At 65.0% G+C, this 24,841-nt stretch carries 29 protein-coding genes; 11 read left to right on the top strand and 18 right to left on the bottom strand.

Translation table 11 applies throughout. From position 1 onward, the window contains the following. The first annotated feature begins 40 nt into the window (after nucleotides 1–40). On the top strand, nucleotides 41–790 hold the full coding sequence (locus tag MAB_RS20590; RefSeq protein ID WP_005062048.1) for an SDR family oxidoreductase: 750 nt from the start codon (nucleotides 41–43) through the stop codon (nucleotides 788–790). Between the two features lie 284 nt (nucleotides 791–1,074). Here the strand turns inward: MAB_RS20590 and MAB_RS20595 are convergent, their stop codons facing one another. The 3 genes from MAB_RS20595 to MAB_RS20605 form a co-directional block, all read right to left on the bottom strand. After that, entirely contained in the window at nucleotides 1,075–2,439 is a 1,365-nt protein-coding gene (locus tag MAB_RS20595) for a L,D-transpeptidase (RefSeq protein WP_005112175.1), read from the bottom strand. A 99-nt stretch (nucleotides 2,440–2,538) separates the two neighbouring features. After that, nucleotides 2,539–2,982, bottom strand: coding sequence for a hypothetical protein (locus MAB_RS20600; RefSeq protein ID WP_005094795.1), 444 nt, complete (start codon nucleotides 2,980–2,982; stop codon nucleotides 2,539–2,541). Between the two features lie 91 nt (nucleotides 2,983–3,073). Next, nucleotides 3,074–3,514 carry a winged helix-turn-helix transcriptional regulator gene (locus MAB_RS20605; RefSeq protein ID WP_005085961.1) on the bottom strand — a complete coding sequence of 147 codons (441 nt, stop codon included), beginning with the start codon at nucleotides 3,512–3,514 and terminating at the stop codon, nucleotides 3,074–3,076. Between the two features lie 88 nt (nucleotides 3,515–3,602). On the opposite strand from MAB_RS20605, the gene MAB_RS20610 reads away from it, so the two are divergent. Next, nucleotides 3,603–4,838 (top strand): MFS transporter, encoded by a 1,236-nt coding sequence (locus MAB_RS20610; RefSeq protein WP_005112177.1) that lies wholly within the window; start codon nucleotides 3,603–3,605, stop codon nucleotides 4,836–4,838. On the opposite strand, the gene MAB_RS20615 is transcribed toward MAB_RS20610, so the two are convergent. Next, entirely contained in the window at nucleotides 4,743–5,834 is a 1,092-nt protein-coding gene (locus MAB_RS20615) for a UDP-N-acetylmuramate dehydrogenase (RefSeq protein WP_005114672.1), read from the bottom strand. The genes MAB_RS20610 and MAB_RS20615 overlap by 96 nt on opposite strands. A 26-nt stretch (nucleotides 5,835–5,860) precedes the next feature. On the opposite strand from MAB_RS20615, the gene MAB_RS20620 reads away from it, so the two are divergent. After that, complete coding sequence (locus tag MAB_RS20620) at nucleotides 5,861–6,364, top strand: DUF2505 domain-containing protein (RefSeq protein WP_005112179.1); 504 nt, start codon at nucleotides 5,861–5,863, stop codon at nucleotides 6,362–6,364. A 10-nt stretch (nucleotides 6,365–6,374) separates the two neighbouring features. Then, on the top strand, nucleotides 6,375–6,890 hold the full coding sequence (locus MAB_RS20625) for a DUF2505 domain-containing protein (RefSeq protein ID WP_005112181.1): 516 nt from the start codon (nucleotides 6,375–6,377) through the stop codon (nucleotides 6,888–6,890). A 38-nt stretch (nucleotides 6,891–6,928) separates the two neighbouring features. Here the strand turns inward: MAB_RS20625 and MAB_RS20630 are convergent, their stop codons facing one another. Further along, the gene (locus MAB_RS20630) at nucleotides 6,929–8,008 is read right to left on the bottom strand and encodes a hypothetical protein (protein WP_005112183.1); all 1,080 of its coding nucleotides are present in this window, start codon (nucleotides 8,006–8,008) and stop codon (nucleotides 6,929–6,931) included. Next, nucleotides 8,005–9,333 (bottom strand): hypothetical protein, encoded by a 1,329-nt coding sequence (locus MAB_RS20635; RefSeq protein ID WP_005086251.1) that lies wholly within the window; start codon nucleotides 9,331–9,333, stop codon nucleotides 8,005–8,007. The genes MAB_RS20630 and MAB_RS20635 overlap by 4 nt, the downstream gene beginning before the upstream one ends. Nucleotides 9,334–9,401: 68 nt before the next feature. Here MAB_RS20635 and MAB_RS20640 point away from each other — a divergent pair, with 68 nt between their 5' ends. Continuing rightward, a complete protein-coding gene (locus tag MAB_RS20640) occupies nucleotides 9,402–9,839 on the top strand; it encodes a hypothetical protein (protein WP_005062073.1) in 438 nt (145 codons plus the stop codon). Here MAB_RS20640 and MAB_RS20645 read toward each other — a convergent pair whose 3' ends face one another. The 3 genes from MAB_RS20645 to MAB_RS20655 are packed head-to-tail and all read right to left on the bottom strand — an operon-like array spanning nucleotide 9,840 to nucleotide 13,232. After that, a complete protein-coding gene (locus MAB_RS20645; RefSeq protein WP_012296723.1) occupies nucleotides 9,840–11,033 on the bottom strand; it encodes a CHAT domain-containing protein in 1,194 nt (397 codons plus the stop codon). Continuing rightward, nucleotides 11,030–12,715 carry a hypothetical protein gene (locus MAB_RS20650; RefSeq protein WP_005112187.1) on the bottom strand — a complete coding sequence of 562 codons (1,686 nt, stop codon included), beginning with the start codon at nucleotides 12,713–12,715 and terminating at the stop codon, nucleotides 11,030–11,032. The genes MAB_RS20645 and MAB_RS20650 overlap by 4 nt, the downstream gene beginning before the upstream one ends. A 55-nt stretch (nucleotides 12,716–12,770) precedes the next feature. After that, a complete protein-coding gene (locus MAB_RS20655) occupies nucleotides 12,771–13,232 on the bottom strand; it encodes a lipoprotein LpqH (RefSeq protein WP_005094816.1) in 462 nt (153 codons plus the stop codon). Between the two features lie 120 nt (nucleotides 13,233–13,352). On the opposite strand from MAB_RS20655, the gene MAB_RS20660 reads away from it, so the two are divergent. The 3 genes from MAB_RS20660 to MAB_RS20670 are packed head-to-tail and all read left to right on the top strand — an operon-like array spanning nucleotide 13,353 to nucleotide 15,911. Continuing rightward, nucleotides 13,353–14,156: a hypothetical protein gene (locus MAB_RS20660; RefSeq protein WP_005085951.1), complete on the top strand. Its 804-nt coding sequence runs from the start codon at nucleotides 13,353–13,355 to the stop codon at nucleotides 14,154–14,156. 9 nt (nucleotides 14,157–14,165) lie between these two features. Continuing rightward, nucleotides 14,166–14,954: a carbon-nitrogen hydrolase family protein gene (locus tag MAB_RS20665; protein ID WP_005071217.1), complete on the top strand. Its 789-nt coding sequence runs from the start codon at nucleotides 14,166–14,168 to the stop codon at nucleotides 14,952–14,954. A gap of 15 nt (nucleotides 14,955–14,969) precedes the next feature. Next, nucleotides 14,970–15,911 (top strand): LmeA family phospholipid-binding protein, encoded by a 942-nt coding sequence (locus tag MAB_RS20670; RefSeq protein WP_005112188.1) that lies wholly within the window; start codon nucleotides 14,970–14,972, stop codon nucleotides 15,909–15,911. On the opposite strand, the gene deoC is transcribed toward MAB_RS20670, so the two are convergent. After that, nucleotides 15,908–16,624, bottom strand: coding sequence for a deoxyribose-phosphate aldolase (gene deoC, locus MAB_RS20675; protein ID WP_049234098.1), 717 nt, complete (start codon nucleotides 16,622–16,624; stop codon nucleotides 15,908–15,910). The genes MAB_RS20670 and deoC overlap by 4 nt on opposite strands. Before the next feature lie 18 nt (nucleotides 16,625–16,642). On the opposite strand from deoC, the gene MAB_RS20680 reads away from it, so the two are divergent. Then, nucleotides 16,643–17,467 carry an isocitrate lyase/PEP mutase family protein gene (locus tag MAB_RS20680; protein WP_005114681.1) on the top strand — a complete coding sequence of 275 codons (825 nt, stop codon included), beginning with the start codon at nucleotides 16,643–16,645 and terminating at the stop codon, nucleotides 17,465–17,467. Here the strand turns inward: MAB_RS20680 and MAB_RS20685 are convergent. From MAB_RS20685 to MAB_RS20710, 6 genes are all read right to left on the bottom strand, one after another. After that, nucleotides 17,464–17,916: a transglycosylase family protein gene (locus tag MAB_RS20685; RefSeq protein WP_005062106.1), complete on the bottom strand. Its 453-nt coding sequence runs from the start codon at nucleotides 17,914–17,916 to the stop codon at nucleotides 17,464–17,466. The two genes, MAB_RS20680 and MAB_RS20685, sit on opposite strands and share 4 nt — an antisense overlap. A gap of 356 nt (nucleotides 17,917–18,272) precedes the next feature. After that, on the bottom strand, nucleotides 18,273–18,635 hold the full coding sequence (locus MAB_RS20690) for a DUF2599 domain-containing protein (protein ID WP_005112192.1): 363 nt from the start codon (nucleotides 18,633–18,635) through the stop codon (nucleotides 18,273–18,275). A 46-nt stretch (nucleotides 18,636–18,681) separates the two neighbouring features. Further along, nucleotides 18,682–18,960, bottom strand: coding sequence for a DUF2516 family protein (locus tag MAB_RS20695; protein ID WP_005062110.1), 279 nt, complete (start codon nucleotides 18,958–18,960; stop codon nucleotides 18,682–18,684). 48 nt (nucleotides 18,961–19,008) lie between these two features. Then, nucleotides 19,009–19,659 (bottom strand): heparin-binding hemagglutinin, encoded by a 651-nt coding sequence (locus tag MAB_RS20700; protein WP_005085945.1) that lies wholly within the window; start codon nucleotides 19,657–19,659, stop codon nucleotides 19,009–19,011. Between the two features lie 27 nt (nucleotides 19,660–19,686). Then, entirely contained in the window at nucleotides 19,687–20,106 is a 420-nt protein-coding gene (locus MAB_RS20705) for a helix-turn-helix domain-containing protein (protein ID WP_005062114.1), read from the bottom strand. 99 nt (nucleotides 20,107–20,205) lie between these two features. After that, on the bottom strand, nucleotides 20,206–21,549 hold the full coding sequence (locus MAB_RS20710) for a DUF445 domain-containing protein (RefSeq protein WP_005115426.1): 1,344 nt from the start codon (nucleotides 21,547–21,549) through the stop codon (nucleotides 20,206–20,208). A gap of 67 nt (nucleotides 21,550–21,616) precedes the next feature. On the opposite strand from MAB_RS20710, the gene MAB_RS20715 reads away from it, so the two are divergent. Beyond that, complete coding sequence (locus MAB_RS20715; RefSeq protein ID WP_005086261.1) at nucleotides 21,617–22,336, top strand: TetR/AcrR family transcriptional regulator; 720 nt, start codon at nucleotides 21,617–21,619, stop codon at nucleotides 22,334–22,336. Between the two features lie 25 nt (nucleotides 22,337–22,361). Next, nucleotides 22,362–23,201 (top strand): polyphosphate kinase 2 family protein, encoded by an 840-nt coding sequence (locus tag MAB_RS20720; RefSeq protein ID WP_005112196.1) that lies wholly within the window; start codon nucleotides 22,362–22,364, stop codon nucleotides 23,199–23,201. Between the two features lie 25 nt (nucleotides 23,202–23,226). Here MAB_RS20720 and MAB_RS20725 read toward each other — a convergent pair whose 3' ends face one another. Further along, nucleotides 23,227–24,096 (bottom strand): cyclopropane mycolic acid synthase family methyltransferase, encoded by an 870-nt coding sequence (locus tag MAB_RS20725; RefSeq protein ID WP_005086324.1) that lies wholly within the window; start codon nucleotides 24,094–24,096, stop codon nucleotides 23,227–23,229. A 73-nt stretch (nucleotides 24,097–24,169) separates the two neighbouring features. Then, nucleotides 24,170–24,829 carry a TetR/AcrR family transcriptional regulator gene (locus MAB_RS20730; RefSeq protein WP_005085940.1) on the bottom strand — a complete coding sequence of 220 codons (660 nt, stop codon included), beginning with the start codon at nucleotides 24,827–24,829 and terminating at the stop codon, nucleotides 24,170–24,172. Nucleotides 24,830–24,841: the final 12 nt, after the last annotated feature.

The raw sequence follows: 24,841 nt of genomic DNA on the forward strand, positions 1-24,841 counted from the left end.
AGCAGCGGCCCAATGCCGCTGCCTGACTACAGTGGCGACCATGACCAATCCCACGTTCGACGGCCGGGTCGCGGTTGTCACCGGCGCCAGTTCCGGAATCGGCGCAGCTACGGCTAAATCCCTTGCCGCTCTTGGATTCCACGTAGTGGTCGCAGCCCGCCGAGAAGACCGCGTCAAGTCGCTGGCCGGAGAAATCGGGGGCACTGCGTTTGTGCTCGATGTCACCGACGCCGATTCGGTTGCGGCCCTTACACAGAGCCTGGATCGGGTCGACGTGCTGGTCAACAACGCCGGCGGCGCATGGGGCCTGGAGCCGGTGCTGGAGGCAGATCTTGAACACTGGCGTTGGATGTGGGAAACCAACGTGGTGGGAACCCTGCAGGTGACCCGCGCCCTGCTGCCCAAGCTGATCGACTCCGGCGACGGGCTCATCGTCACCGTCACGTCCATTGCCGCACTCGACGTGTACGACGGCGGCAGCGGATATACCTCCGCCAAGCACGCCCAGGCGGCGCTGCATCGCACTCTGCGTGGCGAACTCCTCGGAAAACCGGTGCGACTTACCGAGGTGGCACCGGGCGCGGTGGAGACGGAGTTCTCAGTGGTTCGCTTCGACGGCGACCAGGACCGCGCCGACGCGGTGTACCGCGGCATCACGCCTCTGGTAGCCGAGGACGTCGCCGAGATCATCGCCTTCGTGGCATCGCGGCCCCCACACGTCAACCTGGATCAGATCGTCGTCAAGCCGCGCGATCAGGCGTCATCTACCCGCAGGGCCACGCGCCAGTAAGAGCCGGGCCGTCCCGACCATTCATTGCGTGGTGTTACACCGGTCCTTCCGACGGAGGCACGTCACGGAGGAAGGCGACGGACCCGGCAGCACACAGTATCCACTGCCCGCTCCGCAACAGTGGTGCATCGCCCTCCGGCCGGTGTAAACCCCTCAATTCAGGTTAATACGTTGTGTTTCAAATGTTTTCGCCCGGCGTTGGCTCCTCAGCCCGTCTGCGGCGCGGTAAGTCGCGGCGGTACCAACCATCATCGGCTGGACGATATGGTTCTCCGAGTGCTGGGCTATCGCCGCGTAGTCGTCGGGGTAGCCGACAGCGAAGGCGCGCCGGAGGTGGTCGATGGAGTTGACGTCGGCGTTCCCGAGAGTGTGGGAGCGCCCGACGGTGTCAGCGGGACCGTCGTCGGGATCGACGATGTCGCCGGTGAGGATGTGACGGTCCGTTCCCTCGGGTTCGGGGGAAGCGCGGACATCGACTGCCAGGTCGGCCAGTCCACCACCCAGTCCCACAGATCACCGTCGGCGTACGACAGCTCGATCGAGGTGCCCGTCACCTCGACAGGATCGCCGTAGATGGCGGTGCGGAAATAGGACTCCGCATCACCCAGGGAGAGATTGATACACCCATTGGTGACATTGGTATTCCCTTGCTGCCCAATGGTATTAGGGTTGGCGTGAATAAACTCGCCGTTGTTGGAAATCCGGACCGCGAAGCGCTCGTGGACGTTGGAGTATCCGGCCGCCGGGTTGGACATCCAGAAGTCCTCGTACTTCTCCGTGACAACGTGAATTCCGCTGCGAGTGACGTTGCGGGGCAGGTCTCCCTCGCCGTAGCTGCACGGCAGGTCCAGGATGGTGCCCTCGTCGGTGGTCACCCTGATCCGGTGGCTCTGCGCGTCGGCATAAACAACCTGACGGCGCCCCACACTGAAGTCCAGGGACATGTCCTCATTGCCGAACGCACCGTCTCCGAACGGAATTCCATACAGGTTGGCCTTCACCTCGACCTTGGTGCCGGCCTTGAAGTATTCGCGTGAACGCCAATGCACCCGAGAGCCCTGCGCCTCGTCGGGCAGCCAGGCCCACCCACCTTCGGTGGGCGGATCGCAGCTGATGCTCAACGACCGCTCCACCGCGGCCTTGTCCGCGATGTGCGCATCGAACTGAATGATGACGGGCGCCGCGATACCGACCGTCTGTCCGTCCGCGAGCTGGAACTGGCCGTTGACCTTCGCTGTGGGTACCAGGGTGGTGAACGCACCGGACACCGGAACGGCCTTGCCGTCCAGGCCTACCGCAGAACCCTTCCAGGTGTACTTCACGTCAAACCCGAGCGGCTCGGTGGTGTGGAATCTCGTCTGATCGCGGCTGAGTGCGCCGGCCACCACCTTGCCGTCCGCGTTGACCAGCTTCACATCCCGAAACCAGCCATTGGTCACGGTCACACTGACCGGCGCGGTCGGATTGACGTCCTTGGCCTTGTCGTCGGGCAGGAATGTCAGCGAGGCCCCTGGCGAGGGCGCTTCCTCGGGCTGATTCGACCCCACTGTCGTGCAGGCCGCAGCAACGGCGGGGACCGTCAGACCCAAAATCGTGAGCGCGCGTCGCCGCGTCAGCGCATCACCGAGATGGGGTCTGGGGTACTTCACGACACCCCACGATACGGGCCGTCGCGGACAGCTTCGCCCAGCCCGGCCAGGATCACACCCACGATCACGCTGGACGTGCGGTTTTGTCCTACGAATCGGCTAGTAGACCGGGATATCGAAGATCGCCGCAGGTGCGCCATAATGGGCACTCCAGCCCGCCCAGGCGATATCGCTCGGCCCCACGCGCTTGTCGACGAGCGACCAGCCCTGATCGTCCTGATGCAGCAGGGCCACGTATTTCTTGGACAAGACACCGTTCGCGGCAGCCTCGGCAAAGGGTGTCCCGGTGTAGTCGACCGGGCTGCCGTCGGGCTCCTGCATGGCGGACCAGAGAAACGCCCAGCCATCGGCAGCCTTGAGGCTGCGCACATCCAAGCGAATGGGCTTACCGAGTTGGGCCGCCGCATCCGCGACAGCGGGCGCCAGGACGGCCGCACCTTCTGCCGAGGACGGGTCCATCGGCGTGGGCCCGGGGTCGGCAGTCGCCGGCGGCGCCGCCGTCAGTCCCAGCCACATCACAAGTGTCACGATCGCGATCCGCACGGGCACTCCTTCATTCCGGGACACTCGAACGGTAGACGACTCGTTGTCCAGACCGCGGCAGACGAGCTCAAACACGACCTCAACCAATCCGCTAGCCCGCCGTCTGAGCCACCGTCGTGTCTTCGGGCGCCAGCAGGCGGCCATCGGCGGCGCGCAACTCGAACCGCCGCACCGGGCTCGATGTCTTGCGGTCTATCAGCGAAACACGGGGTTCGCCTGGCCGGAAACAAAACTCGCCGCTCCACTGCCGCAACGCCACCAGGACGGGAAACAGCCCACGTCCCTTTTCCGTCAGTTGATACTCGTGACGCGCGCCCGCGGGAACGACCTCCAGGATGCCGTTCTCCACCAGGGTCGACAGACGCGATGCCAGGATGTTCTTGGCAAGCCCAAGACTTTTCTGGAATTCCCCGAATCGGCGTAGTCCGTCGAACGCGTCACGAACGATCAGCAGCGACCAACCGTCGCCGATCTCTCCCAGCGGCCGGGCCAGGGTGCAACTGGATTCCGCATGACTTGCTCGCCCCACCATCGCCAGTCTCCTTTGGTTGCAATATGCAACCGAATCGTGCGATGCTCAAACGGTTGCGAAGTGAAACCAACTCTACCGAGGAGTGCGCGTGCTGACCAGACCCGTCATCGTGTTGTTCTCGTTTTCCTGCGGGCTGGCGGTGGCAACGATCTACTTCTCCCAACCGCTCCTGGACACCATCGGCTCCCAATTCTCCATGCCCACAGCGCAAGTCGGAATCGTGCTGACACTCACCCAGATCGGCTACGCGATCGGGCTGCTGCTGATCGTGCCCCTCGGCGATATCGTGGATCAACGTCGGCTCATCGTCGGCCAGACCGTACTGCTCGGGGTGGCGCTACTCGCCACCGCGATATCACCCAACGCGTGGACGTTCTTGCTGAGCATCACCACGCTGGGCGCACTCGCTGTGGTGACCCAGGTGATGGTCACCTACACAGCGGTCCACGCCGCACGGGAACGACAAGGGTGGGCAGTCGGGGTCGTCACCGGCGGCATCATCAGTGGAATACTCCTGGCGCGCACCGTATCCGGAGCACTATCTGATCTGCTGGGCTGGCGGTCGGTCTATGCGGTGGCGGCAATCGCCGTAGCGGCAATCGCCACAATCCTGGCGCGCACCCTGGTGGGATCCGATCCCACGCGCCACGGACCGCCCTATGGCCGCCTGCTGCTCTCCACGCTGCGGCTCCTGCGCGACGAGTCCGTCCTACGCTCCCGGGCCATCATCGCCATGCTCGTCTTCGCCGCCATCACCGTCTTACTGACCCCCATGGTGCTGCCGCTCACCTCCGCGCCATACCACTTGTCGCATACCCAGGTCGGGCTGTTCGGATTGGCCGGAGCGGCGGGAGCAGTGGGCGCCTTCAAAGCCGGCACGTGGTGCGATCGCGGCTGGGCCAACCGGGTCACCGGCGCAGGCCTTTCGCTGATGCTGGCGGCATGGGCACTGGCCGCGACGCTGCACTGGACGCTGCTGGGGCTCGCCGTCGCCGTCGTGATCATCGACTTCGGCCTGCAGTCGGTGCATGTGGCGAACCAAAGCCTGATCTACCGGCTGGATCCCGAGCTCCACGGTCGCGTCACCGCCGCCTATATGACCTTCTATTCCATCGGCAGTGCCATCGGCGCCATCGCGTCAACATGGGTCTACGCGGCCCGGGCATGGAGCGGGGTATGCCTGCTCGGTGCGGCCATCAGTCTTGGCGCACTTGCCTACTGGGCTGCGCTACAACGAGCAGCCCACCAGCACCGGCTCCGGCACCAGACGCACGCCGAAGGTCTCCAAGACCCCGTCACGCACGGTACGGGCGAGTGTCAATAACTCATCGGTGCTGCCGCCGCCGCGATGCGTCAATGCCAGAGCGTGTTTCGTGGACACCCGCACCGCCGACCGCTCTCCCGGATAGCCCTTGTCGAATCCGGCCCGTTCCACGAGCCAGCCCGCCGACAACTTCACGCCATGCTGGGCCGAATACAGCGGCATCACGACACCGGGGCCCAGGTGCTCATGCACCCGAGCCCGAACGCCATCCACATCGCCTTCGGCGACAACAGGATTTGTGAAGAAAGAGCCGACGCTCCACGTGTCACGATCGGACTCGTCGAGCACCATGCCCTTGCGCCGTCGTAGTCCCAGCACGGCCTCGCGCACTGCCGACGCATCGGTGCGATCGCCTTGTGCCACGCCCAGCTCCTTGGCCAATTCCGGGTATCGGATCGGCGCGCTCAGCCCATCCGTGGACAGACCGAACTCGACCTCCAGCACCACACGCGCACTGGTGCCCTTGAGAATGCTGGTGCGGTAACCGAACCTCAGCTCATCAGGCCCATACCAACGCACCCGGCCGGTCTCGCGGTTCAATACCCGGACTCGTCGCAGTAACGAAGAAACCTCGACTCCGTACGCACCCACGTTCTGCACAGGGGTAGCGCCCGCGGTACCCGGGATTCCCGACAGGCATTCCAGCCCACCGAGACCGGCCCGCAGCGACAACGCCACCACCTCGTCCCAGTTGGCGCCGGCCTCGGCCCGCAACAAGGACCCGTCCACCGTGACACCCGCCGCGGCAATGTGCACCGCCGTCACGTCCGCCAGGTCATCGGCCAGCACCACATTGGAACCACCCGCGAGCAGCAGGGCCGGATGACCGTCCAATGCCGCCAGCGTGCCGGTCACCTGCCGGGTGCTCTCACACCGAATGAGCGTGGCGGCCACCGGCCCTAATCGCAGTGTCGTCAGCGGAGCCAGTGCAGCGCCCTCGGTCACCACAGCGCCGAGGTCCTCGATCTCCGCGCGCGTTGTTCGTGCCAGGCCCACGGGCGGTAACGGTAGCCTTGCCACCCATGGCGCGCTCATTCGACCTGTCAGTGGAGTATTCGGCTACCGTCGAGCAAGTCCATGCGGCCTTCGCCGACGAGAGTTACTGGCATGAACGTCTAGCGGGCTCCGGAGCCGATACCGCGACGCTGGACTCCCTGAAATCCGACGACGGCGACCTCGAGATCGTCACCACACAGGTGTTGCGCAGCGACCGGCTGCCCGGCATCGTCTCGCAGTTTCACCGAGGTGACCTGCAGATCGTCCGCACCGAGAAGTGGGGTGCCATCGCAGACGGCACATCCGAGGGCACCGTGGTGGGCTCGATCCCGGGCGCACCCGTCACCCTGTCGGGCATCGCGCGGTTACAGCCGGGAGCCAAGGGTTCACGACTTGATCTGAAGGTCGGCGTCGAAGTCAAGATCCCCCTGGTAGGCGGCAAAATCGAGGGCTTCGTCGGCGGAAAGCTCATGGACCTGCTCTCTGCCGAACAGCGATTCACCTCCGAATGGATCGCCACCCACGGCTAGCCTGGGTCCGATGTCCAGGCGTTCCGTCTTCACGGTGAGTTTTCCGGCTCCGGCCGAGAAGATCTACCAGGACTTCGCGAGCCGGGACTACTGGGAAACCCTGATGTCGGCGTATGGCTGGCTTACCCCCGTCTCCGAGATTCAGGCCTTCTCGGTCACCGACGGCGGTATCGACGTCGTGCTCAAGCAGCATCTGCCCCGCATCTATCTGCCCCCGATCGCGCAGAAGGTGATGCTCACCGACCTGATCATCACCCGGGTACAGCATTTCGCCCCTTTCGACCAGCGCACGGCGTCGGCGATAGGCAACTACAGTGCCTCGGTGGTGGCCGGGCCGGGCTCTTTTACCGGAGTGTGCGCGCTGGCCGATACCGGTGAGGGTTCTCAGCTGAGGCTCTCCAGCACTTGCAGGGTCTACCTCCCCTTCATCGGGGGCAAGCTTGAGGACTTGATCCTGTACCACCTCAACGACCTCTTCCGCGTGGAGGAAGGCTTCATCGCCGACTGGGTCGCCAAGCACCACTAGCCTTCACACTCACCGCGTGAGCATGTCGAGGGCAGCCATCAGTAGTCCGATTCGGCGGCCAACAGCTCGGCGAGAAACGCGTCGGCGGGCGGCACGGCCAGCCGGGCCCGCGCGAATCTCCGAACCCGGTCGCGCGATTCACTCGAATCGGCGGCCCGTCCGGCACCCACACTGACCTCCGCTACCGACCAGTCGGCATTCCATGCCTGCATTTCGCCGGCGGGCTGCCCGTTGGTATCGAGAACGGGCAGCGTCGCGGCCCCCTCGGCATCCAGCACACCGATTGCCTGAAAAACGCCGCAATGCAACGTGATTGGAAGGTCGAGCGCCGAACCCGGGCCGCATATCGCTGCCCGTAACCGTATGGTGACGGTGGCACCGTCGGAAACGACTGCCCAGTCCAGATTGTGTTCGGCCGCATCGAAGATCCCCGGCGGCACATCCGACCACGCGATGGTCGCGGTGCCCATCGCTATGGTGCCTGGCGCTCCGCGCTCATCACCGGCGCCTGCGGCCAACGCATAGTCCTCGCGCCGTGCCACCTCGGCGTCCCGCACATCCCACTGAAGACCCATCTCGTCGGCCAAGTCCCGACAGCGTGCCGCAAGCAGGCCTACCCGCGGGTCGCGATGAGAGTCCAGCGCCGCCGCATGGGGTGCCAGGAGTCCGGCAACATCGGCATCCAGGGTGTCGTCGGTGAAATAGTCCTCGGCCGTCGCGGTCAGCACCGCTACCTCGGCATCCAGCACTGCCCGATCCAATGGGCCGACGCCCTCGCGGAGGCTGGCCGGCCACCATCGCCTGAGCCAATGCCCCAATGCCAACCGCCGCAGCGAATCCGCAGGCCGGGGCAGCACCGACACCGACGGCAGCTCGATGGCTTTCCCCGGGGCGGCATCCCGCAGTGCCTCCACGACCGCGACATGCCCGGCCTCGCCGAAGACCCGCCACATCCAGTCCGCCCGCATCGCATCGGTGAAACTCACAACCGGGGGCTGCGAGGGGTCGTCGACCGGCCACGACAACACCGCGCCGCTCACTTCCAGCACCGCCACCAAAGGAACCGGCGCCGGGGCGGGGCCCGTTGTCCACAAACCGGCTTCGTTGACGAGTCTCATTCGGATACCTGCAATTCCAGCATCACCTTGATGCGCTGCCGGTGATCCAGGCTCACGGAGCGCGCTGCGCCCTCCAAGAGAGATCGCATGTCGTCGACATCACCGCATGGTTCCTGCCAGACATCGCGGCCGTGCAACCTGGCCCATAACCGGCTGAGGTAGGGCCGCGCGAAAGCCGCCAGATCATCGACCACCTGCCGCTGTCGCGGATGAATGACTTGCCCCGCCGCAAGATAACGCCGCGCGTGCATGACGTAGGCCTCTTTCACCAGTCGAGCCTGGACGCGACCGGACAGCTCATAGCGTGTCGGCGCAGAATCATCCAACGGCCGCAGGTCCATCGCCACCTCGATGCCGGCCACCAGCGCGGCCTGCTTATCTTCGCCCATCAAACCCCATGGCGCGCAAGCCCTATCGACCTCTTCGGCGCACAGCAGCGGTAGGTCGGGCAACTCGTCGCGGTCCAGCGCCCGCCGCAACGTGGCCCGCACCCGATCCACGACACTGCGGTCCATCGGACGGTCGCCTGTGGTATCTCCGTCGATGGCTGGGGGTCGCTGCGGTGCAACCGAACTCAATCCGATCTCGACAATCGACCACGGCACCGCGGTGACATCGCCATGGACACTCGCACCCAGGTTGTATGGCGTGGCATCGCCGATCAATGCCGTCCAGACCCGCTGGCGCGCAGCAATTTCACGGTAGCTGTCAGCGGCGCCGAGCACGGTGGCCAGACCGGTGAAGAACGGGCCCGCGATGCCGCCGCCCGGCCGCACATCGCGCCAGCTTCGATCCCGCAGTTTGGCAAGCCGGGCAACCACATCCGAATTCTCGATGTAGCGGTTGAGTACCTCGATTGCCGTACGGTCCCGGCCGCGGTGCAGGCCGCGCAGCACCTCCGCCGCGGTCAGGTGATCCGCTTCCCGCGGTATTCCTTGGGTAACAGCCAATTCGTAACACACTGGGAAATAGAGTTCCTGCGCGTTACCGGTGGTGATACGCAGGCGGCGCCGCTCGGCCTTCAGCATCACGAACCAATCTGCCGTCGCCCTCAGCTGCGGACCATGCGCCACGATGAGAGCGTGCATGGCAGAAGCCACCTCGGGTGCCAATACCGGAGCCGAGAATGACGCATTGCTACGCAGTCGCAGGACCAGCGGATCGAGAATCCGTTTCACGGTCCGCCGCAGCGGGCCGCCGTCGTCGGCGCTGAGCACCTCCACACCGTCACCGATCGCGCGCCAGGCCCGGTCGATCACGGCACGGCGCGGCAGCGCCGATCGCACCGTGAGGGTGCTCTCGGAAGGTGCCGACCCAATGCTCACCGTGACAAGGATAATCGCCGCGGTCAGCTGGAAAGTTGGGTTCGGTAGCAGCCGGACGGGTCGACGGTATGGACATGACCACAGGATTGTTTCCCGCCATCGTCAAAGCCTTCGGTGGATGTATCGCTCTGCTCTCCGGCCGCCGGAGCGCAGCGGTACACCCGGACGACGAGGCCGACGAGCGCCTCGTCACCGTGGAGGAGTTTGCCGCCGAATTCGATCACCTGCTGATCCGCAAGCGGCTGTTGACCCGGGCACAGCGGGCCGTCATCGACAGTGGTATCCGCTCACACGGAGTCGTCACGGGAGTCAAAGCCACCGGGGCCGGCCGCGAGATGCAACTGGATCTCATGGTGACCCGGCCCGACGGCGGTCAATTCCCCGCTCGGGAAACCGCGATGATCTCCGCCTGTGCGCTGTCGAAGATGGCACCGGGCAGCGTAATCGACGCGTACTACCGGCCTGCGGACCACAGCATCATCGCGGTTCGGGTACGCGCCGGCTGATCAGCGAGCGCCATCGACGGCGAAGCTGACCACTGCCGCCCAGTGCAGCGGGCTCGCCGCGCGGTCGCCATCACGCCAGCGCCGCAGCTGGGCCCGCTGCCAGCGGTTCACCGCGCGGCCGGCGTCCTCGTCGCGGTGCGCGTGGTCCACCCCTATGACCGTATCGGTCATGGGATCTGCTGTGTACGAAACAAATTGGCTATAGGCAGCGGTAGTCGGCAGTGACCACAGGGTCGCGGTCACCAACTCCGCACCACCCAGGATCATCGCCGCGGCAAGCCCCGTCGCCTCGTCGAAGCGATAGTCACCTCCCGATGAGCATGCCAACAGCGCCACTCGCGGCGGGATCGGAAACTGCGCGGCCATCAGGTCGGCCGCGGTCAGCGGGTGATCCTCGGCCAGATGTAGGGCGGCCCGGGCGGCGTGGCCAACAGCCCCCTCCGCCGCACTGGCATGCCCGACGTAGAGCAGCCGGGCCGGGTTCTGTGCGCATGCTCCGCCAAGCCAGTCACGGTCTGTATCGCTCCGGCGGAACAGCTCTCGCGGCGTACCGGCTACCGGCAGCACCCGATGGTTATCCATCAGTTCGCCGAAATGGCGGGTCAGGGCGCCCTCCGCCGCGGGGCGGCCCAACACCGAACCCAATGTGGAATCCGGCCGTTGCCCCGGAATCCGCGGATCCAACAGCAACGCGACGGGACCGCGCTGACGATCGCGCCACCGCGCTGGATGACGTGGCGCATGAACGATGTTCGGTGGCACCGACATCAGGACATCGACCAACTCCATCAGCCGATAATCGTCCGGCCCCGGCATAGCCAGCTGTCCCCACGGCACCCGCGCCAATTTCGGGCTGGGAGTCACAAAAAGCACGGCCCGCGGAGAAGTCACGCACTCGGACAACAGCTTCCAGCCCTCGGGCGCCACCAGCTCCGCGCCCAAGGCCCGCGCCAGCTGTAATTCCGCCTCCGGGCTTGCGAGTGCGCCCACGGTCAAGGCTCGCGCGATGGCGGTCAGCGCGGTTTCAGACCCCGTCGCCTCCGGCAGTGCGGCATCGAGTGCGGTACAGACAGTTTCCAACGGCCGCTGATCGACGACCCAGGTGACCGTGCGGGAGGGCTCTCCCACCACTCGCAGGCTGGCATAGGTGGCGATGCCCAGATCGGCGAACCGCAGCACCAAGATATCCGTCATGGCCACGTCGACCATTCGTCGTCGACGGCGGTCACCTCGCGGCCGTACCGCTGCCGGGCCAGCTCTCGATAACCGCGCATGATCTGATCACCGGCCGGGTCCATCCGAAGCGGCGGTAGCGGCCCCAGGCGGGTGAGCCCGCCGTCCGCCTGCACCGGTGGTGCCGCGGCCACGAGCGCCAGCTCCCCCTCGACAGGCACTGCCGCAGTCGCGATCGAAGACCATGCTCCCTCAACCGGGCGGGGACGATCGTCCCCCAGTTCTGTGGTGAATGCCCCTCGTGCGCTGTGATATTCGATCAATTCACTGACCAGTGCCGCGTTCTCCCATTCCTTCGCCACGGCGAAGGCGCCCGCCAACAGGGGCGCCGAAACGCATCTGGCCCAGCGCATCCGCGCACCCGCGTCGGAGATCGAATACCGCACCGCGTCGACAGCCAATGCCGCCGGCACCTTCAGATCCGCGGCCTGCTTGAGCTTGACCATCGCGCTCCGGTATTCCCGGCTGTCGGGGTCGGCTGACACCGTGCCGGTGTTGGGATCCAGCCCCAAATCGGCCAGCGCATCGGCCCGCCAAATGTTGCCCAGTTGATCGTCCAGGCGCGCGTATTGCAGCCAACTGTGCCGCGGATAGGAGTCCAACAGCTCGCGGGCCTCCGCGACCTTCTCGACCGCTGCGGCGAAATCGCCACGCATGATCGCGATCCAGCTGCGCTGCAGAAGAATTCGATGAATATGCAAAGGCTTTTCAATCTCCCGCCAGTGGCGTTCCGCGTGTCCCCAGCATTCGTCGGCCTCGTCCAGCGCGCCAACCCGGAACCGAATGAGCCCGAAGTACAACCAGCTGCGCGACACATCATGGGCCCGGACATGCTCGGCGATCGCCGGGTATGCCTGATGGACCAACGTCTGAGTTTCGGCGATGTCGCCATCGGCCCACCGGGCTGCCGCGCGTTCCAACTGCGCTCGGGCACCGGCCAGCCGCCACCCTCTGGCCCCGGCACGAGCCTCGGCCCGCCGCAGCCATGGCTGCGCCTCATCGAGTCTGCCGGTCTCGACACAGAACCGGCCGTACGACAGCGCACCGTGGACAAACAGATGGTCGGATTCGACATCGCCCCGGCGCGCATACTCATCGAGCAGGCCGAGAACCTCGGTCCACACCGGAACCGAGTCCGCGTACATGTCGTCATCGCATAAGCCCCGGGCAATCAGGATCCTGGCGTGACAGATGAGGCCGCGATGCTCGCCGGCCAGATCCTCGAAGTCTCCGGCGGTCTCGATCAGTGTCCGCAGGTGCGCCGCGGCACCGGTGTGGTCACCATTGGCCGCGGCCAGGCCGGCGGCGAGGAATTCCGTGCGCCGCGTATACCGGCATACCAGGTGGTCGATTTCGCGCTCCGACATGGTGACGCGTCCGGCGAGGTCTGGCCGGCGCCCGGCACGGATTTCCGTGTAGGCGTCCAGGCACTCGCGGATGCGCCGGATCCCCTCCACCACACCGTCGTAGGCGGTGCGCACCAGGTAGATCTCGGCGAGTTGAGCCAGCACCTCACAGGCCAGATCATCACGGTCGGCCTCCTCGACCTGTGCGAGCAGCGCGAGCAGGATTTCCTTGGCGGATTCCTCCTGGGCAGCCAACGCCAAGTGACGGGCGCGCTCTAGATCGCCGATGATCGTCACCTCCGCATAGTAAAAAGCGGCGGGCGCGATACGCACGCCCGCCGCCGTCGAGATGTCAGCCGCAGCTCACCTTGATGGTGAACGGTTTGGTGATCATCCCGGCCATCGGGTTCTTGACGTCGGCACCCGAAGCCTCACCGGTGATGGTGTAGGTCTTTCCGTCGACCTTGACGTCCGCGGAGCCGACCTTCGCACCCATACCCTCGCTGACTGCCAGCGCCGCGCCGTCGTACACCAATCCCAACGAGGTCACCTTGGGGGTTGCCTCATCGGTCATGACCACGCCCAGGCCCTGTTGACCGTTGATGGCGGCGCTGGCCACATTGATGTTGCCGCCCTGCTTGACGCAGGTCACCGACTTCAGGTCCAGACCCGCCAGATCCTTGCCGTCCACCTTCACCTCGGCATTGCTGCCGGAACTTACCTGTGCGGCGCCGGCCGGCTTATCGTTCGAGCAGCCGACCACCACCGCGCCGGCGGCAAGAAGTCCCATGGCGCCCACGATTACTCGATTCATCATTCGTCCCTTCGTTGTCCGTCGCCCCGATGGCTCCGTGATGGCTCAAGTGAAGGCGGGCGATTGCGCTACCGATCCCAAGAAATACCGATTACCGCAGGCAGCGCCCTTCCGGGCACCATGGACGTCGTGGCACCCCCCGCCCGCCCGCGCGGCACCATCACCCGCGGCACCACCGGTATCAATCGCCTGCGCCGCAGCGACCGCTGGCTCGTTCATCACCCGGGCGTACAGGCGGCACTCGCGAGCGCCGCTGATCCGCTGGTGGTCGACCTCGGGTACGGCGCCATGCCCAACACCACGCTGGAGCTGGCCGCTCGGCTGCGCACAGTCCGGTCCGATATCCGGGTGGTCGGGCTGGAGATCGACCCCCAGCGCGTGGTGCCTGCCCGAGACGGGGTCCACTTCGGTCTCGGGGGATTCGAGTTGGCCGGACTCACGCCGGTTCTGGTGCGCGCGTTCAACGTGTTGCGTCAGTATCCGGAATCGGAAGTGGCACAGGCTTGGGCCACCATGACGGACAGGCTGGCGCCCGGTGGACTCATCATCGAGGGCACCTGCGACGAAATCGGCCGCCGGTGCGCGTGGCTGCTCCTCGACGCCTCCGGCCCACTGACACTCACCCTGGCCTGCGACCCGTTCGATATCGACAAGCCCTCCGATCTGGCCGAGCGGCTACCGAAAGCCCTTATCCACCACAATGTTCCGAGCCAACCCATCCACGATCTACTCGCCGCCGCCGACAAATACTGGGCAGCCGCCGCACCACATGGCGTTTTCGGCCCTCGCGTCCGCTGGCGCATGATGTTGAAAGCTCTGCGCGACAACGGCTTTCCCGTCGAGCAGCAGCGCCGCCAGGTGCGTGATTGCATCCTGACCACACCGTGGTCAGCGGTTGCGCCGGTGACAGGCCCATCGCGCTAGGCTGGGGCCATGCGGATTGTGTTGGCGCAGATCACCAGCGGTGCCGATCCCACCGAGAACCTGGCGACGGTGGCGGCCACGGTACGCGACGCCGCCGCGCAGGGCGCTACCCTGATCGTCTTCCCCGAGGCCACCATGTGCCGGTTTGGTGTGCCGCTGGGTCCGGTCGCCCAACCGGTGAACGGCCGCTGGGCCGACGGCGTCCGCGCCATCGCAGACGAAGCGGGCCTGACCGTCGTGGTCGGGATGTTCACTCCCGCCGGCGACGGCCGCGTTCACAACACCCTGCTGGCCACCGGTCCCGGTGTGGACACGCACTACAACAAGATCCACCTGTACGACGCGTTTGGCTTCCGCGAATCGGCCACCGTCGCGCCCGGGCACGAGCCGGTTCTCATCACCGTCGACGGGGTGGCCGTCGGGCTGACCACGTGCTACGACATCCGCTTCCCGGGGCTGTACACCGACCTGGCGCGCCGCGGTGCCCAGGTGATCACGGTCAGTGCGTCCTGGGCCGCCGGCACCGGCAAGTGGGACCAGTGGACACTGCTGGCACGGGCCCGGGCCGCGGACTCGACATGCTTCGTAGCAGCGGCCGACCAGGCCTTACCGGCACTGGAAGCACCCGCTCACGGCTCACCCACGGGGATCGGCGGCAGCCTGCTGGCCTCGCCGACGGGCGAACTCATTGCCCAGGCCGGCCCGGACCCCGAGCTCATCGTGGCGGATCTGAACCTCGGCGCGGTGGCCGAGACCCGCAAGATCTTGCCGGTCCTTAACTCGTCCTCAGCCGAGTAGGGCACAATCGCGCGGGTGACGACACCGCCTCAGCCGCCGCCCGGCCCATCCGGATCGACACCTCCCGAGCCTTCTCCCTGGCAGCCGCCCGCCCAGCAGGTTCCGCCCCCGGCGCACGAGCAGGCGCCGACCCTGCAGAACCCCGTGGCACCGCCGCCGCCCCCGGTCGGACCGCCGCCCGGCGAGCCCGCCGCAGCACCCGAGCCCGTCTCCCCCCGGAAGGGCCGCGACTACAAGTCGCTGGTGCTCATCGCCGTCATCGTCGTCGCCGTAGCCCTGGCCGCCGTGCTGGGCATCGAGCTGTACGCGCGCCAGCGCACCAGCAGCGAAGTCAATGCTGCTACCTCGTGCCTGGTGCAGGACGGCGCGACCGCATCCTTCGGCCCGATGCCGCTGGTACTGCAGTATCTCGGCGATCACATCGACAAGCTCACCATCAAGACAGCCGGCAACCAGATCGCACAGGCCAAGAAGATGACCGTCGCCATCACCGTGCGCGACGTCTCACTGAAGAAGACAGCCGACTCACTCGGCACCATCGGCCGCCTCGATGTCGAGGTCTCCTGGCCAACCGCCGGCATCACCGAGAGCGCTCGCGCCCTGGTGCCGGGCATGCTCGGCTCGATGGTCGGCGACGCCACCACGAACGAGTCGACCGGCGAGGTGACGCTGAGCGCCGCCGGCGGACTGGCACAGATCACCACCAAACCCGTCATCAAGGACGGCATGGTGACACTGCAATCCGAGAATGTCTCGGCGTTCATCGGGCTTCCCCGCGAGATCATCCAGCCGGCGCTCGACACCTTCTCCAAGGGCCTTGTCGGCGGTCAATACCCGATGGGGCTCAAGGCCCAAGAGGTGAAGGTGACCAATGACGGCATCACGGTGAAGTTGTCGAGCACCAATCAGCCGATGAAGCCGACCAACGAGCCGTGCCTGCAGAATCTGTCGTTCTAGTCGGCGAAGCCGTCCAGAACGATCCTGCTACCCGACAGGCCTAACCGGGTGGCGCCGGCCTCGAGCATGGCGGCAGCGTCCCGTGCGGTCCGGATTCCGCCGCTCGCCTTCACCTGAAGCCGGTCGCCGACGGTCTCGGCCATGATTCGGACGGCCTCCACCGTCGCTCCCCCAGCCGGGTGAAATCCGGTGGAGGTCTTCACGAAATCCGCACCGGCAGCCTCGCTGGCCCGGCAGGCCGCACGGACGGCCTCGGGGCCCGAACGCTCCAGCAGCGCGGCAGACTCGATGATGACCTTGAGGGTCGCCGCCGGGACCGCCCGCCGGACCGCCTCGATATCGCCCTGCACCGCCCCGAAATCGCCGCCCACCGCGGCACCCACGTCGATCACCATGTCGATCTCGTGTGCGCCGGCGGCGACCGCCAGCGCGGCCTCATGCGCCTTGACAGACGAAAGATGTTTGCCGGACGGGAATCCCACCACCCCAGCGACGAGCAGTCTCTCGACGCCTTCGGGTAGGAGCACGGGCAGCATCGACGGCGACACGCACACCGCGAGCACGCCCAGATCTACCGCCTCCGCAACGAGCGCCCGCACGTCCTCGGGCGTGGCCTCGGGCTTGAGCAGGGTGTGGTCGATGAGTGCGGCCACTTCCCTGCGTGTCGGCCAAACCGCCGGTGTGCCTACCGAATCCGTCCTGGGCTCCGTCATAGGGCTAGCGTCGCATACATGACTTCCCAACATGAGCGTGCGGTCACGTTCGCGGCCCTCCACCAGTCCGGGACGTTCGTGGTCCCCAATCCGTGGGATGCCGGGACGGCCCGGATTCTCACTGCCTATGGCTTCCCCGCATTGGCCACGACCAGTGCCGGGCTGGCCTTCGCGCTGGGACGACGCGACAGCGCCAATCTGATCGGCCAGGCCGAGACGCTGGCCAACGCCGCGCAGATCGCAGCGGCCACACATCTGCCTGTATCGGCCGATTTGGAGAACGGTGGTCCCACCATCGGGGACATCGCGATGACCATTCGGGAAGCGGCGGCCTCGGGGCTTGTCGGCGGGTCGATCGAGGACGCCACCGGACGACCCGACGCACCGATCTTCCCGCTGGCCGAGGCGGTCGATCGCATCACCGCCGCGGCGCACACAACACGTGACCTACCGTTTCCGTTCACCTTGACCGCGCGCGCCGAGAACTTCCTCTACGGCAGACCGGACCTGACGGACACCATCACCCGGCTGAACGCATATGCGGAGGCCGGTGCCGATGTGGTGTACGCACCGGGCTTACCCGACGCGGAGGCCGTCCGCACGGTGTGTGCCGCGGTGGATCGCCCGGTCAATCTGCTCGCCACCGGGTTCGTGCTGAATCACTCTGTCGGGGAGATCGCGGAGTGGGGGGTGCGGCGAATCAGTCTGGGCTCCGCGATGGCACGCGCGGCACTGGGGGCATTTGTCGGGGGCGCACGCGAGCTGGCGCAGCAGGGCACCTTTGGATTCGCGACGCACGCACTCTCCTATGGGGACGCGAATGCGCTCTTCCCACCCGGCTAGCCGGCAGGGGGAATCAGGCCCATGACGCCGTTGCACATCTGCCGGAAGTTGACGATCCCGAAGATGCTGCCGCCCGGCACGAATTGGCATCCGGCCCCTCCGCCGATACCGCCGCCACCACATTTGGGCCACGCTCCGGGCCCCTGTGTCCTGAGGACGTCCTCGGCGACGGCGATCTGTTCTTCCCGGCTGGCTTCGGCGGGATTTCCGACTCCGCCGTGAGCCGCCCAGGTGGACGGCTTGAATTGCAGGCCGCCGTAGAAGCCGTTTCCGGTATTTGCCGACCAGTTTCCGCCGGACTCACATTCGGCAACAGCATCCCAATTCATGGAGTCGGCGGACGCGACACTCGCGGTCATGGACAGCGACATCATGAACAACACAGTGAAGATCAGACACACCGCACGCCTGTCGCGCACCCACCGTGCCCGGTCCATGACGATCTTCATGTCACTGCACCCCGATCCTCTATCCCCCGGCGAGGTCGTGCGGTACGTCATGAGCCACCTGCCACGCCGGTCGTGATCAGATTGTGATCACTGTTGTAATCGTTACTCACGAGGTGTGCGTTACGCAAGCGGAGAATGGTAAGAAAAGTTGCCATTGGGCTGTCTGAGGCTTTAGTGATTTCTTACTCCCGCCAATAACACGCAGATAAACCGGTGGTCTCAGCAGAATTACATCTTTGTAATTCCGTAGGGAAATTGATGCGCATCACAGCGCAATTTGCCTGCGCGTGCGGTGCGATATCTGCGAGTGCGCCCAAACCTGCAATTCGTCGCTCGTACCCGAGCGATTCGGCACCCTAGATTTCGGGCCCACCCGGGTTGCATTGCGAGGCCGCCATCAAGGCCCCGTCCACTTGAGGACGCCACGGCTCGAGGTTCCAGCTGGGTTTGTCCGGAATGAACACCCGCCCGTACCAATGGCAGTCAAACTGCATCCGCATACCCGGTGTCTGCGCGTCGGGCGCCAGCGCGACAACCTCTGCCCACGCGACATCCACGGCGTCGGGTGCGTCATAGGTACGGCCCAGCGGCGTCGGATAGATGCGCAGGGTGCGGCCCAAAGATGTTGTGCCCCAAGACACATGGTCGATAAGAGGTGGCTCGACCGCCGCCGCGGGCACCGCGTTCACCACCAACAGCGCGGTCATCGCGGCGGCCACCGCCGTTACCCGCCGCGATGTCAACGTTTTGCGCGCAACATGCTCGTCACCGCGACTTGCCCTGCACTTCAAGCACCCGTGGACGGACATCGACGAAGTACACACCCGCCGCCACCGCGGCAATTCCGGCGGTTAACAGCTCCAGCCCCGGGATCAGGGTGAGTACGGCAGCTCCGGCGAGGATGACTACCCACGTGGTCTTGGTCTGCTTCTCAGCCGCCACAAACGCATCCGCCGGCTGAATCGCGGCATGGACCAGCGCAACGATCGCCGCGATCAGGGTGATCAGCGAGATCAACGCGAAGACATGAAAGGAAAAAGCCACCCGGTCAGCCTACGTGGCTGACCGGGTGGCTGTTGGAGCTGGAACTGCCTACTTCTGGGTGACGGTGCGGGGCGCGGCCTTCTTGGCCGGAGCCTTCTTGGCCGGGGCGGCCTTCTTGGCAGCAGCCTTCGCCGGCGCAGCCTTCTTGGCCGGGGCAGCCTTTTTGGCGGGGGCCTTCTTGGCCGGGGCGGCCTTCTTGGCCGGAGTGGCCTTGCCCGAGAGGTCGATACCGACCAGCTTGGCCGCACGCTCGCCCACGGCCCGGGTCTGGCTCGCGACAGTGCCCAGCGCTTGCTCGGTCAGTTCGGCATAGTTGCCGACCAGCCCCTCGGCACGGGTCACGTTCTCCTCGATGCCGGGGGTGCTGCGGAGACGCTCGATGGCCTCTTCGCCGCGCTCGGCCAGGTTGTTGTAGATGTCGGTGGCCACCTGCAGGTAGGCCTCGGCCACCTTGCGCAGCTCCTCGGGGGTGAACCGGTCGCGCAGCTCGTTGACGTCGGTGGGCAGCTCGGCCGACAGCTCGCGCAGGCGGTCGCGGGTCTCGTCCACGCGGGCGCCGGCCTCAGAGGCAGCTTCCTCGGCGCGCTCGCGCAGCTTCACGACGACGTCGGCAACGGCGGCGAGGGCCAGGTCACCGGCGCCAACGGCCACGTAGAACGGGGTTTTGAGGTCGTCGAACGAGGTGTTCTTCTTGGTCATGCCAGATTCCTTTCGGGGAGGGGAAAGTTATTCAGTTGTCGCCGGGAGTTCGAGGTCGGACTCAGCCACATCCGACTGGGCTTCAGCGTTTTGCTGGACGAACGAGCTATAGACGTCCAACAACACCTGCTTCTGCCGCTCGGTGATGAAGGTATCGGCAATGATGGCGTCCCGTACCGGGCTGGCATCACTACGATCCAAAATGCCGGCACGCACGTACAGCACCTCCGCCGAAACCCTTAGCGCCTTTGCGATTTGATTGAGTACCTCAGCCGACGGACGGCGCAGTCCGCGCTCGATCTGACTGAGATACGGGTTGCTCACGCCGGCCTTTTCGGCCAGCTGGCGCACGGAGACCTGCGCGGCCTCACGCTGCGCCCGGATAAAGCCTCCAATATCGGAAGCGGCGTTGCTCACCGCCGTGGCGAGGTCTGATTCCTGCGGCATAACAACCACCGTAAGCTGCAGTGCTAGCTATTGCAAGCACTTCTGTTAGCGATGTGGGGCAACTCACTCCGGCGCGGGAATACGCGGGTCAGGGCCTTTTTAGAAGAGCAGCTGAGCCACGGTATAGATGATCAAACCCGCCAGCGAACCCACCACCGTGCCGTTGATACGAATGAACTGCAGGTCACGACCGACATGCAATTCGATCCGGCGACTGGCCTCATCGGCGTCCCAACGCTCGATGGTCTCGGTGATGACGGCGGTGATCTCGGCGCCGTATTGATCGACGAGATGACGCGCCGCCCGTTCCACCCAGCCGTCCACCTTGTCTCGGACGCTGGCGTCGTCACGTAGCGTCTCACCGATGCGCACCACAGTGTCGGCGATCCGTGTGCGCAGCTCACTGGACGGATCGTCAACCGATTCGGTGATCATCTTCTTGGCGGCCGACCACGCGGTCGCGGCTGCGTTCTGGACTTCCGCACGCGCCATCAACCGCGCCTTGACGGCTTCGGCCTTGGCGATGGTCAGGTCGTCATGTTGCAGGTCGTCGGCGAACTCATACAGCAGTCTGTTCACCGATTGCCGCAGGTCGTGCTCGGGATTGCGGCGCACCTTGTCGGTGAAGTCCACCAGCTCGCGATAGATGCGGTCACCAACGAAGTGGTCGACGAACTTGGGCGTCCAGCTGGGCGAGTCACGCACCACCACACGGTCGATGGTGTCGCTGGCGCCCAGTGCCCACTCGAAGGCACGGTCGCACAGCAGCTGGATCACGGGCGCATGCCGGTCCTCCTTGAGGACCGTCGAGAGCACCCGGCCCACCGGCGGCCCCCATTTGGGCTCGGCGATCCTGCGCACGATGACGCTGTCTATGGCCTGTTGCACGTCCTCGTCGCGCAGCATCTGAGCACCCACCCGAAGCACCGTGGAAGCCTCGGCGGCGACCCGCTCAGCATGCGACCGGTCGCTCATCCACTTGCCCAGCCGACCCGCAATCTGCGCATCCCGCACTTTGGCCGAGATGACGGCGGGCGACATGAAGTTCTCCCGAACGAAGTTCCCGAGCCCCTCACCCAACTGATCTTTCTTGCGCTTGATGATCGCTGTATGCGGAATCTTTAGCCCAAGCGGATGCCGGAACAAGGCAGTTACAGCAAACCAGTCTGCAAGCGCACCGACCATGCCCGCCTCAGCGGCCGCTCCGACATAACCTACCCAGCCCGGCGCACCGACCGACTGCCACCAACGGCATGCCAGGAAGAGCACGGTGGCCCCGATCAGGAACCCCGTGGCCACGGCTTTCATTCGGCGAAGTTGCTTCCGGCGCTGCTCGTCGACGGCCGAATTGCCCATCGCGAAGACACCACCGGATGCTTTCCGCGCGCCCGGCTGATCGCTGTGCTTGCCTGCCACGTATCCATCATCCGGCATGGGGCGCATTACGCACCCCCAAGGTCCCCGTCCAGTAGTATCGGTTACAGATAACTAAGGGAATGTGGCGATAACCGTGGCAAGTAAAACGCAGCCTGCGGCTATCAAGACTGATGGTCGTAAGCGCCGCTGGCATAAGCACAAGGTGGAACGGCGTACCGAACTCGTAGACGGCACGCTCGATGCCATCAGGCATCGAGGACGCGATATCAGCATGGATGAGATCGCCTCCGATATAGGCGTTTCCAAGACGGTGCTCTACCGCTACTTCGTCGACAAGAACGACCTGACGACAGCCGTCATGACGCGCTTCGCGCAGACCACCCTGATCCCCAAGATGGCGGCGGCCCTGTCCGCCCGGCTGGATGGCTACGACCTCACCCGGACGGTCATCAAGGTATACGTCGAAACCGTGGCGGCCGAGCCGGAGATCTATCCGTTCGTCATGGCCAACAGCTCGGCGAGCCGCAGCAAGGCCATCGCCGATTCCGAACGGATCATCGCCCGGATGCTTGCCCTCATGCTGCGCCGCCGCATGCACGAAGCCGGCATGGATACCCACGGTGTTGAACCGTGGGCGTACATGATCGTGGGTGGCGTCCAGCTGGCCACCCACTCCTGGATGTCACATCCCCGGATGAGCTCCGATGAGCTCATCGACTACCTGACGATGATCGCCTGGAACGCGCTGCTGGGCATCGTGGACGTCGGCGGCTCCCGTGAGAAGTTCGTGGACATGGTGCACCCCTCGCCCATTCCGCCCCCACCACAAACGCGTCAAACCCATTCGGCGTAGGTCGACCTCGCTAGGGTCACAGGCCATGACCCAGAAGTTCGATACGTCCGCTCTGCGCTACCGCCCCGGCCTCACCTTCGCCGATGTCGATTCGCGTGCCACTCCGGGCTTCGACGGCTCGCGCGAGGACGGCGAGGCGTTGCAGGCGGAATTGTCTGGACGCCTGGGCCTGTTGCAGGAGATGCTCTACGCCAATGGGCGCAGCGGAGACCACCGCTCGGTGCTGCTGGTGCTGCAGGGCATGGACACTTCAGGCAAGGGCGGAATCGTCAAACATGTTGTCGGACAAGTAGATCCACAGGGAATGGCGCATGCGAGTTTTGGTGTGCCCACCGAGGATGAGCGCAAGCATCACTACCTGTGGCGGATCCGCAATGCGCTGCCGTCCGGCGGGCAACTGGGTGTCTTCGACCGGTCACACTACGAGGATGTGCTGGTGGTGCGGGTGCACAATCTGGTGGCGCCAGAGGTGTGGGGAGCACGCTACGAGGAGATCAACCCCTTCGAGAAGGAGCTGACAGAAGCCGGGACCACCATCCTCAAGGTCGTCCTGGTGGTGTCACTCGACGAGCAGAAGCGGCGCCTGGCCGAGCGGCTGGACCGTCCGGACAAATACTGGAAGTTCAATCCCAACGACATTGACGAGCGCGCGTTCTGGCCCGCCTACCAGGACGCGTACCAGGCGGTACTGGAGAAGACGAGCACAGCGCATGCCCCCTGGTATGTCATACCGTGTGATCGCAAGTGGTACAGCAGGCTGGCGGTCACCGCACTTCTCGACGAAACGCTGGATGGCCTAAATCTCTCGTGGCCACCAGCTGATTTCGATATCGAAGAACAGAAACGCCGCCTCGCGCAAGCGTGAGACGGCGTCGCCCTGTTAAGTCTCGTTATTTGACGAGTGTGAACTGACCCACATTGGTGACGCCACGACGGAAGAAATCCGCGCAGCCGGTCAGGTACTTCATGAAGCGGTCGTAAACCTCTTGCGACTGAATGGCGATCGCTTCCTCGCGCCGCTGTTCAAGATTCTGAGCCCAGATGTCCAAAGTCTTCGCGTAATGCGGCTGCAGCAAATGCACACGCTCAAGGTTGAACCCCGAATCAGCAGCAAGCTTCTCGATGTCCTCTACCGCCGGCAACTGGCCACCGGGGAAGATCTCCTCGCCGATAAACTTCATGAATTTGAGGTCGCTAATGGTAATTGCAATTCCATTTTCACGGAAGAACTGCTGAGTGTGCGCAAGAATGGTATGCAGCAACATACGTCCGTCATTGGGAAGAATGTCGTACGCCCGCTCAAAGAAAATCGGGTACCGCTCCTGCTTGAAAGCTTCGAATGCGCCAATCGTGACAATTCGGTCGACTTTGTCGTTGAATTCTTCCCAACCCTGCATGCGAATTTCCGCTGAGCGGCCGGTCTCCGCGGCCACCTGCGCCAGTCGCTTACGGCTGTATTCACTCTGATTCTTACTCAGCGTGATGCCGATGACGTTGACATCGAATTTACGCATCGCGCGGTCCAGGCAAGCACCCCAGCCACAGCCGATGTCCAGCACTGTCATGCCGGGCTCCAGGTTGAGCTTGCCGAGCGCGAGGTCGAACTTGGCGATCTGGGCCTCGGCGAGCGTCAAATCATCGCGCTCAAAGTAGGCGCACGTGTAGCCCATCGTTTCTTCGTCAAGGAAAAGTCCGTAGAATTCGTCCGAAATGTCGTAGATGGACTGAGATTCCTCGTAGTACGGCTTCAGATCGGACATTTATTGGAGCACCTAATTCCCATCAACATCGGCTACCTTGTACTGGACGGCACCCTAGCACGACGTGCTGTGCCTACCTCTTAGGAATGGCTACCGGCCAGCCCAACTGCCCTAGCAGCACCCGTGCCGCCCCCTCGATCTCTCCAGCATCCCCGGTCACCCCCACGACACGCAAGGTCGCGTCGGCCAACGCCTCCGGGGCTATCGAATCCCCGTCCGCCCGCAGCATAATCACCGACTCCACGAGCCGGAAGGGCAGGCGCTCCACTCCAGCGCGGAGCATGCTCGCACGGCAAGCGGCCGCCGCCAGCTCCTGGTAGTGCGTGCGCAGTTGGTCCCGCTTGCGCCTGAACGCCGAGAACCGCTCGGCGCGCAGATCCGGTAATAGATACAGAGCCCCCAAATTCCACCGGCTCGCGGCCAGCTGCGCGGCGTCCCCCAGTGCCAGCGCATACAGGCGCACCACCGGCGCCTCCGGGCGATCGGCGATCAGGGCCGCGTAGTGCAGCGGCTGATCGATCGTCATCGCCAGCAGCGCATCGAGGATGTCGTCCTTGGTCTTGAAGTGGTAGTACAGCGAGGCCTGCTGAATACCGACCGACTCGGCGATACGGCGGGTAGTGGTTGCGGCGAACCCATCAGTGGTGAACAGCTCGGCCGAGGCGTCGAGAATCTCGTCGCGAGTGCTGTTGCCCTCACGAATGGGACTGATACGCCGCGGTCGCCCAGACATTGTGCCGACCCT

It is taken from the genome of Mycobacteroides abscessus ATCC 19977 (assembly GCF_000069185.1).
Lineage (GTDB): Bacteria > Actinomycetota > Actinomycetes > Mycobacteriales > Mycobacteriaceae > Mycobacterium > Mycobacterium abscessus.

Excerpts from the sequence above, each read along its gene's own strand:
- MAB_RS20590 (WP_005062048.1), top strand. The coding sequence starts at position 41 with ATGACCAATCCCACGTTCGACGGCCGGGTCGCGGTTGTCACCGGCGCC.
- MAB_RS20605 (WP_005085961.1), bottom strand. The coding sequence starts at position 3,514 with ATGGTGGGGCGAGCAAGTCATGCGGAATCCAGTTGCACCCTGGCCCGG.
- MAB_RS20620 (WP_005112179.1), top strand. The coding sequence starts at position 5,861 with ATGGCGCGCTCATTCGACCTGTCAGTGGAGTATTCGGCTACCGTCGAG.
- MAB_RS20625 (WP_005112181.1), top strand. The coding sequence starts at position 6,375 with ATGTCCAGGCGTTCCGTCTTCACGGTGAGTTTTCCGGCTCCGGCCGAG.
- MAB_RS20630 (WP_005112183.1), bottom strand. The coding sequence starts at position 8,008 with ATGAGACTCGTCAACGAAGCCGGTTTGTGGACAACGGGCCCCGCCCCG.
- MAB_RS20640 (WP_005062073.1), top strand. The coding sequence starts at position 9,402 with ATGGACATGACCACAGGATTGTTTCCCGCCATCGTCAAAGCCTTCGGT.
- MAB_RS20645 (WP_012296723.1), bottom strand. The coding sequence starts at position 11,033 with ATGACGGATATCTTGGTGCTGCGGTTCGCCGATCTGGGCATCGCCACC.
- MAB_RS20655 (WP_005094816.1), bottom strand. The coding sequence starts at position 13,232 with ATGAATCGAGTAATCGTGGGCGCCATGGGACTTCTTGCCGCCGGCGCG.
- MAB_RS20660 (WP_005085951.1), top strand. The coding sequence starts at position 13,353 with ATGGACGTCGTGGCACCCCCCGCCCGCCCGCGCGGCACCATCACCCGC.
- MAB_RS20665 (WP_005071217.1), top strand. The coding sequence starts at position 14,166 with ATGCGGATTGTGTTGGCGCAGATCACCAGCGGTGCCGATCCCACCGAG.
- deoC (WP_049234098.1), bottom strand. The coding sequence starts at position 16,624 with ATGACGGAGCCCAGGACGGATTCGGTAGGCACACCGGCGGTTTGGCCG.
- MAB_RS20680 (WP_005114681.1), top strand. The coding sequence starts at position 16,643 with ATGACTTCCCAACATGAGCGTGCGGTCACGTTCGCGGCCCTCCACCAG.
- MAB_RS20685 (WP_005062106.1), bottom strand. The coding sequence starts at position 17,916 with ATGAAGATCGTCATGGACCGGGCACGGTGGGTGCGCGACAGGCGTGCG.
- MAB_RS20700 (WP_005085945.1), bottom strand. The coding sequence starts at position 19,659 with ATGACCAAGAAGAACACCTCGTTCGACGACCTCAAAACCCCGTTCTAC.
- MAB_RS20705 (WP_005062114.1), bottom strand. The coding sequence starts at position 20,106 with ATGCCGCAGGAATCAGACCTCGCCACGGCGGTGAGCAACGCCGCTTCC.
- MAB_RS20710 (WP_005115426.1), bottom strand. The coding sequence starts at position 21,549 with ATGCGCCCCATGCCGGATGATGGATACGTGGCAGGCAAGCACAGCGAT.
- MAB_RS20720 (WP_005112196.1), top strand. The coding sequence starts at position 22,362 with ATGACCCAGAAGTTCGATACGTCCGCTCTGCGCTACCGCCCCGGCCTC.
- MAB_RS20725 (WP_005086324.1), bottom strand. The coding sequence starts at position 24,096 with ATGTCCGATCTGAAGCCGTACTACGAGGAATCTCAGTCCATCTACGAC.
- MAB_RS20730 (WP_005085940.1), bottom strand. The coding sequence starts at position 24,829 with ATGTCTGGGCGACCGCGGCGTATCAGTCCCATTCGTGAGGGCAACAGC.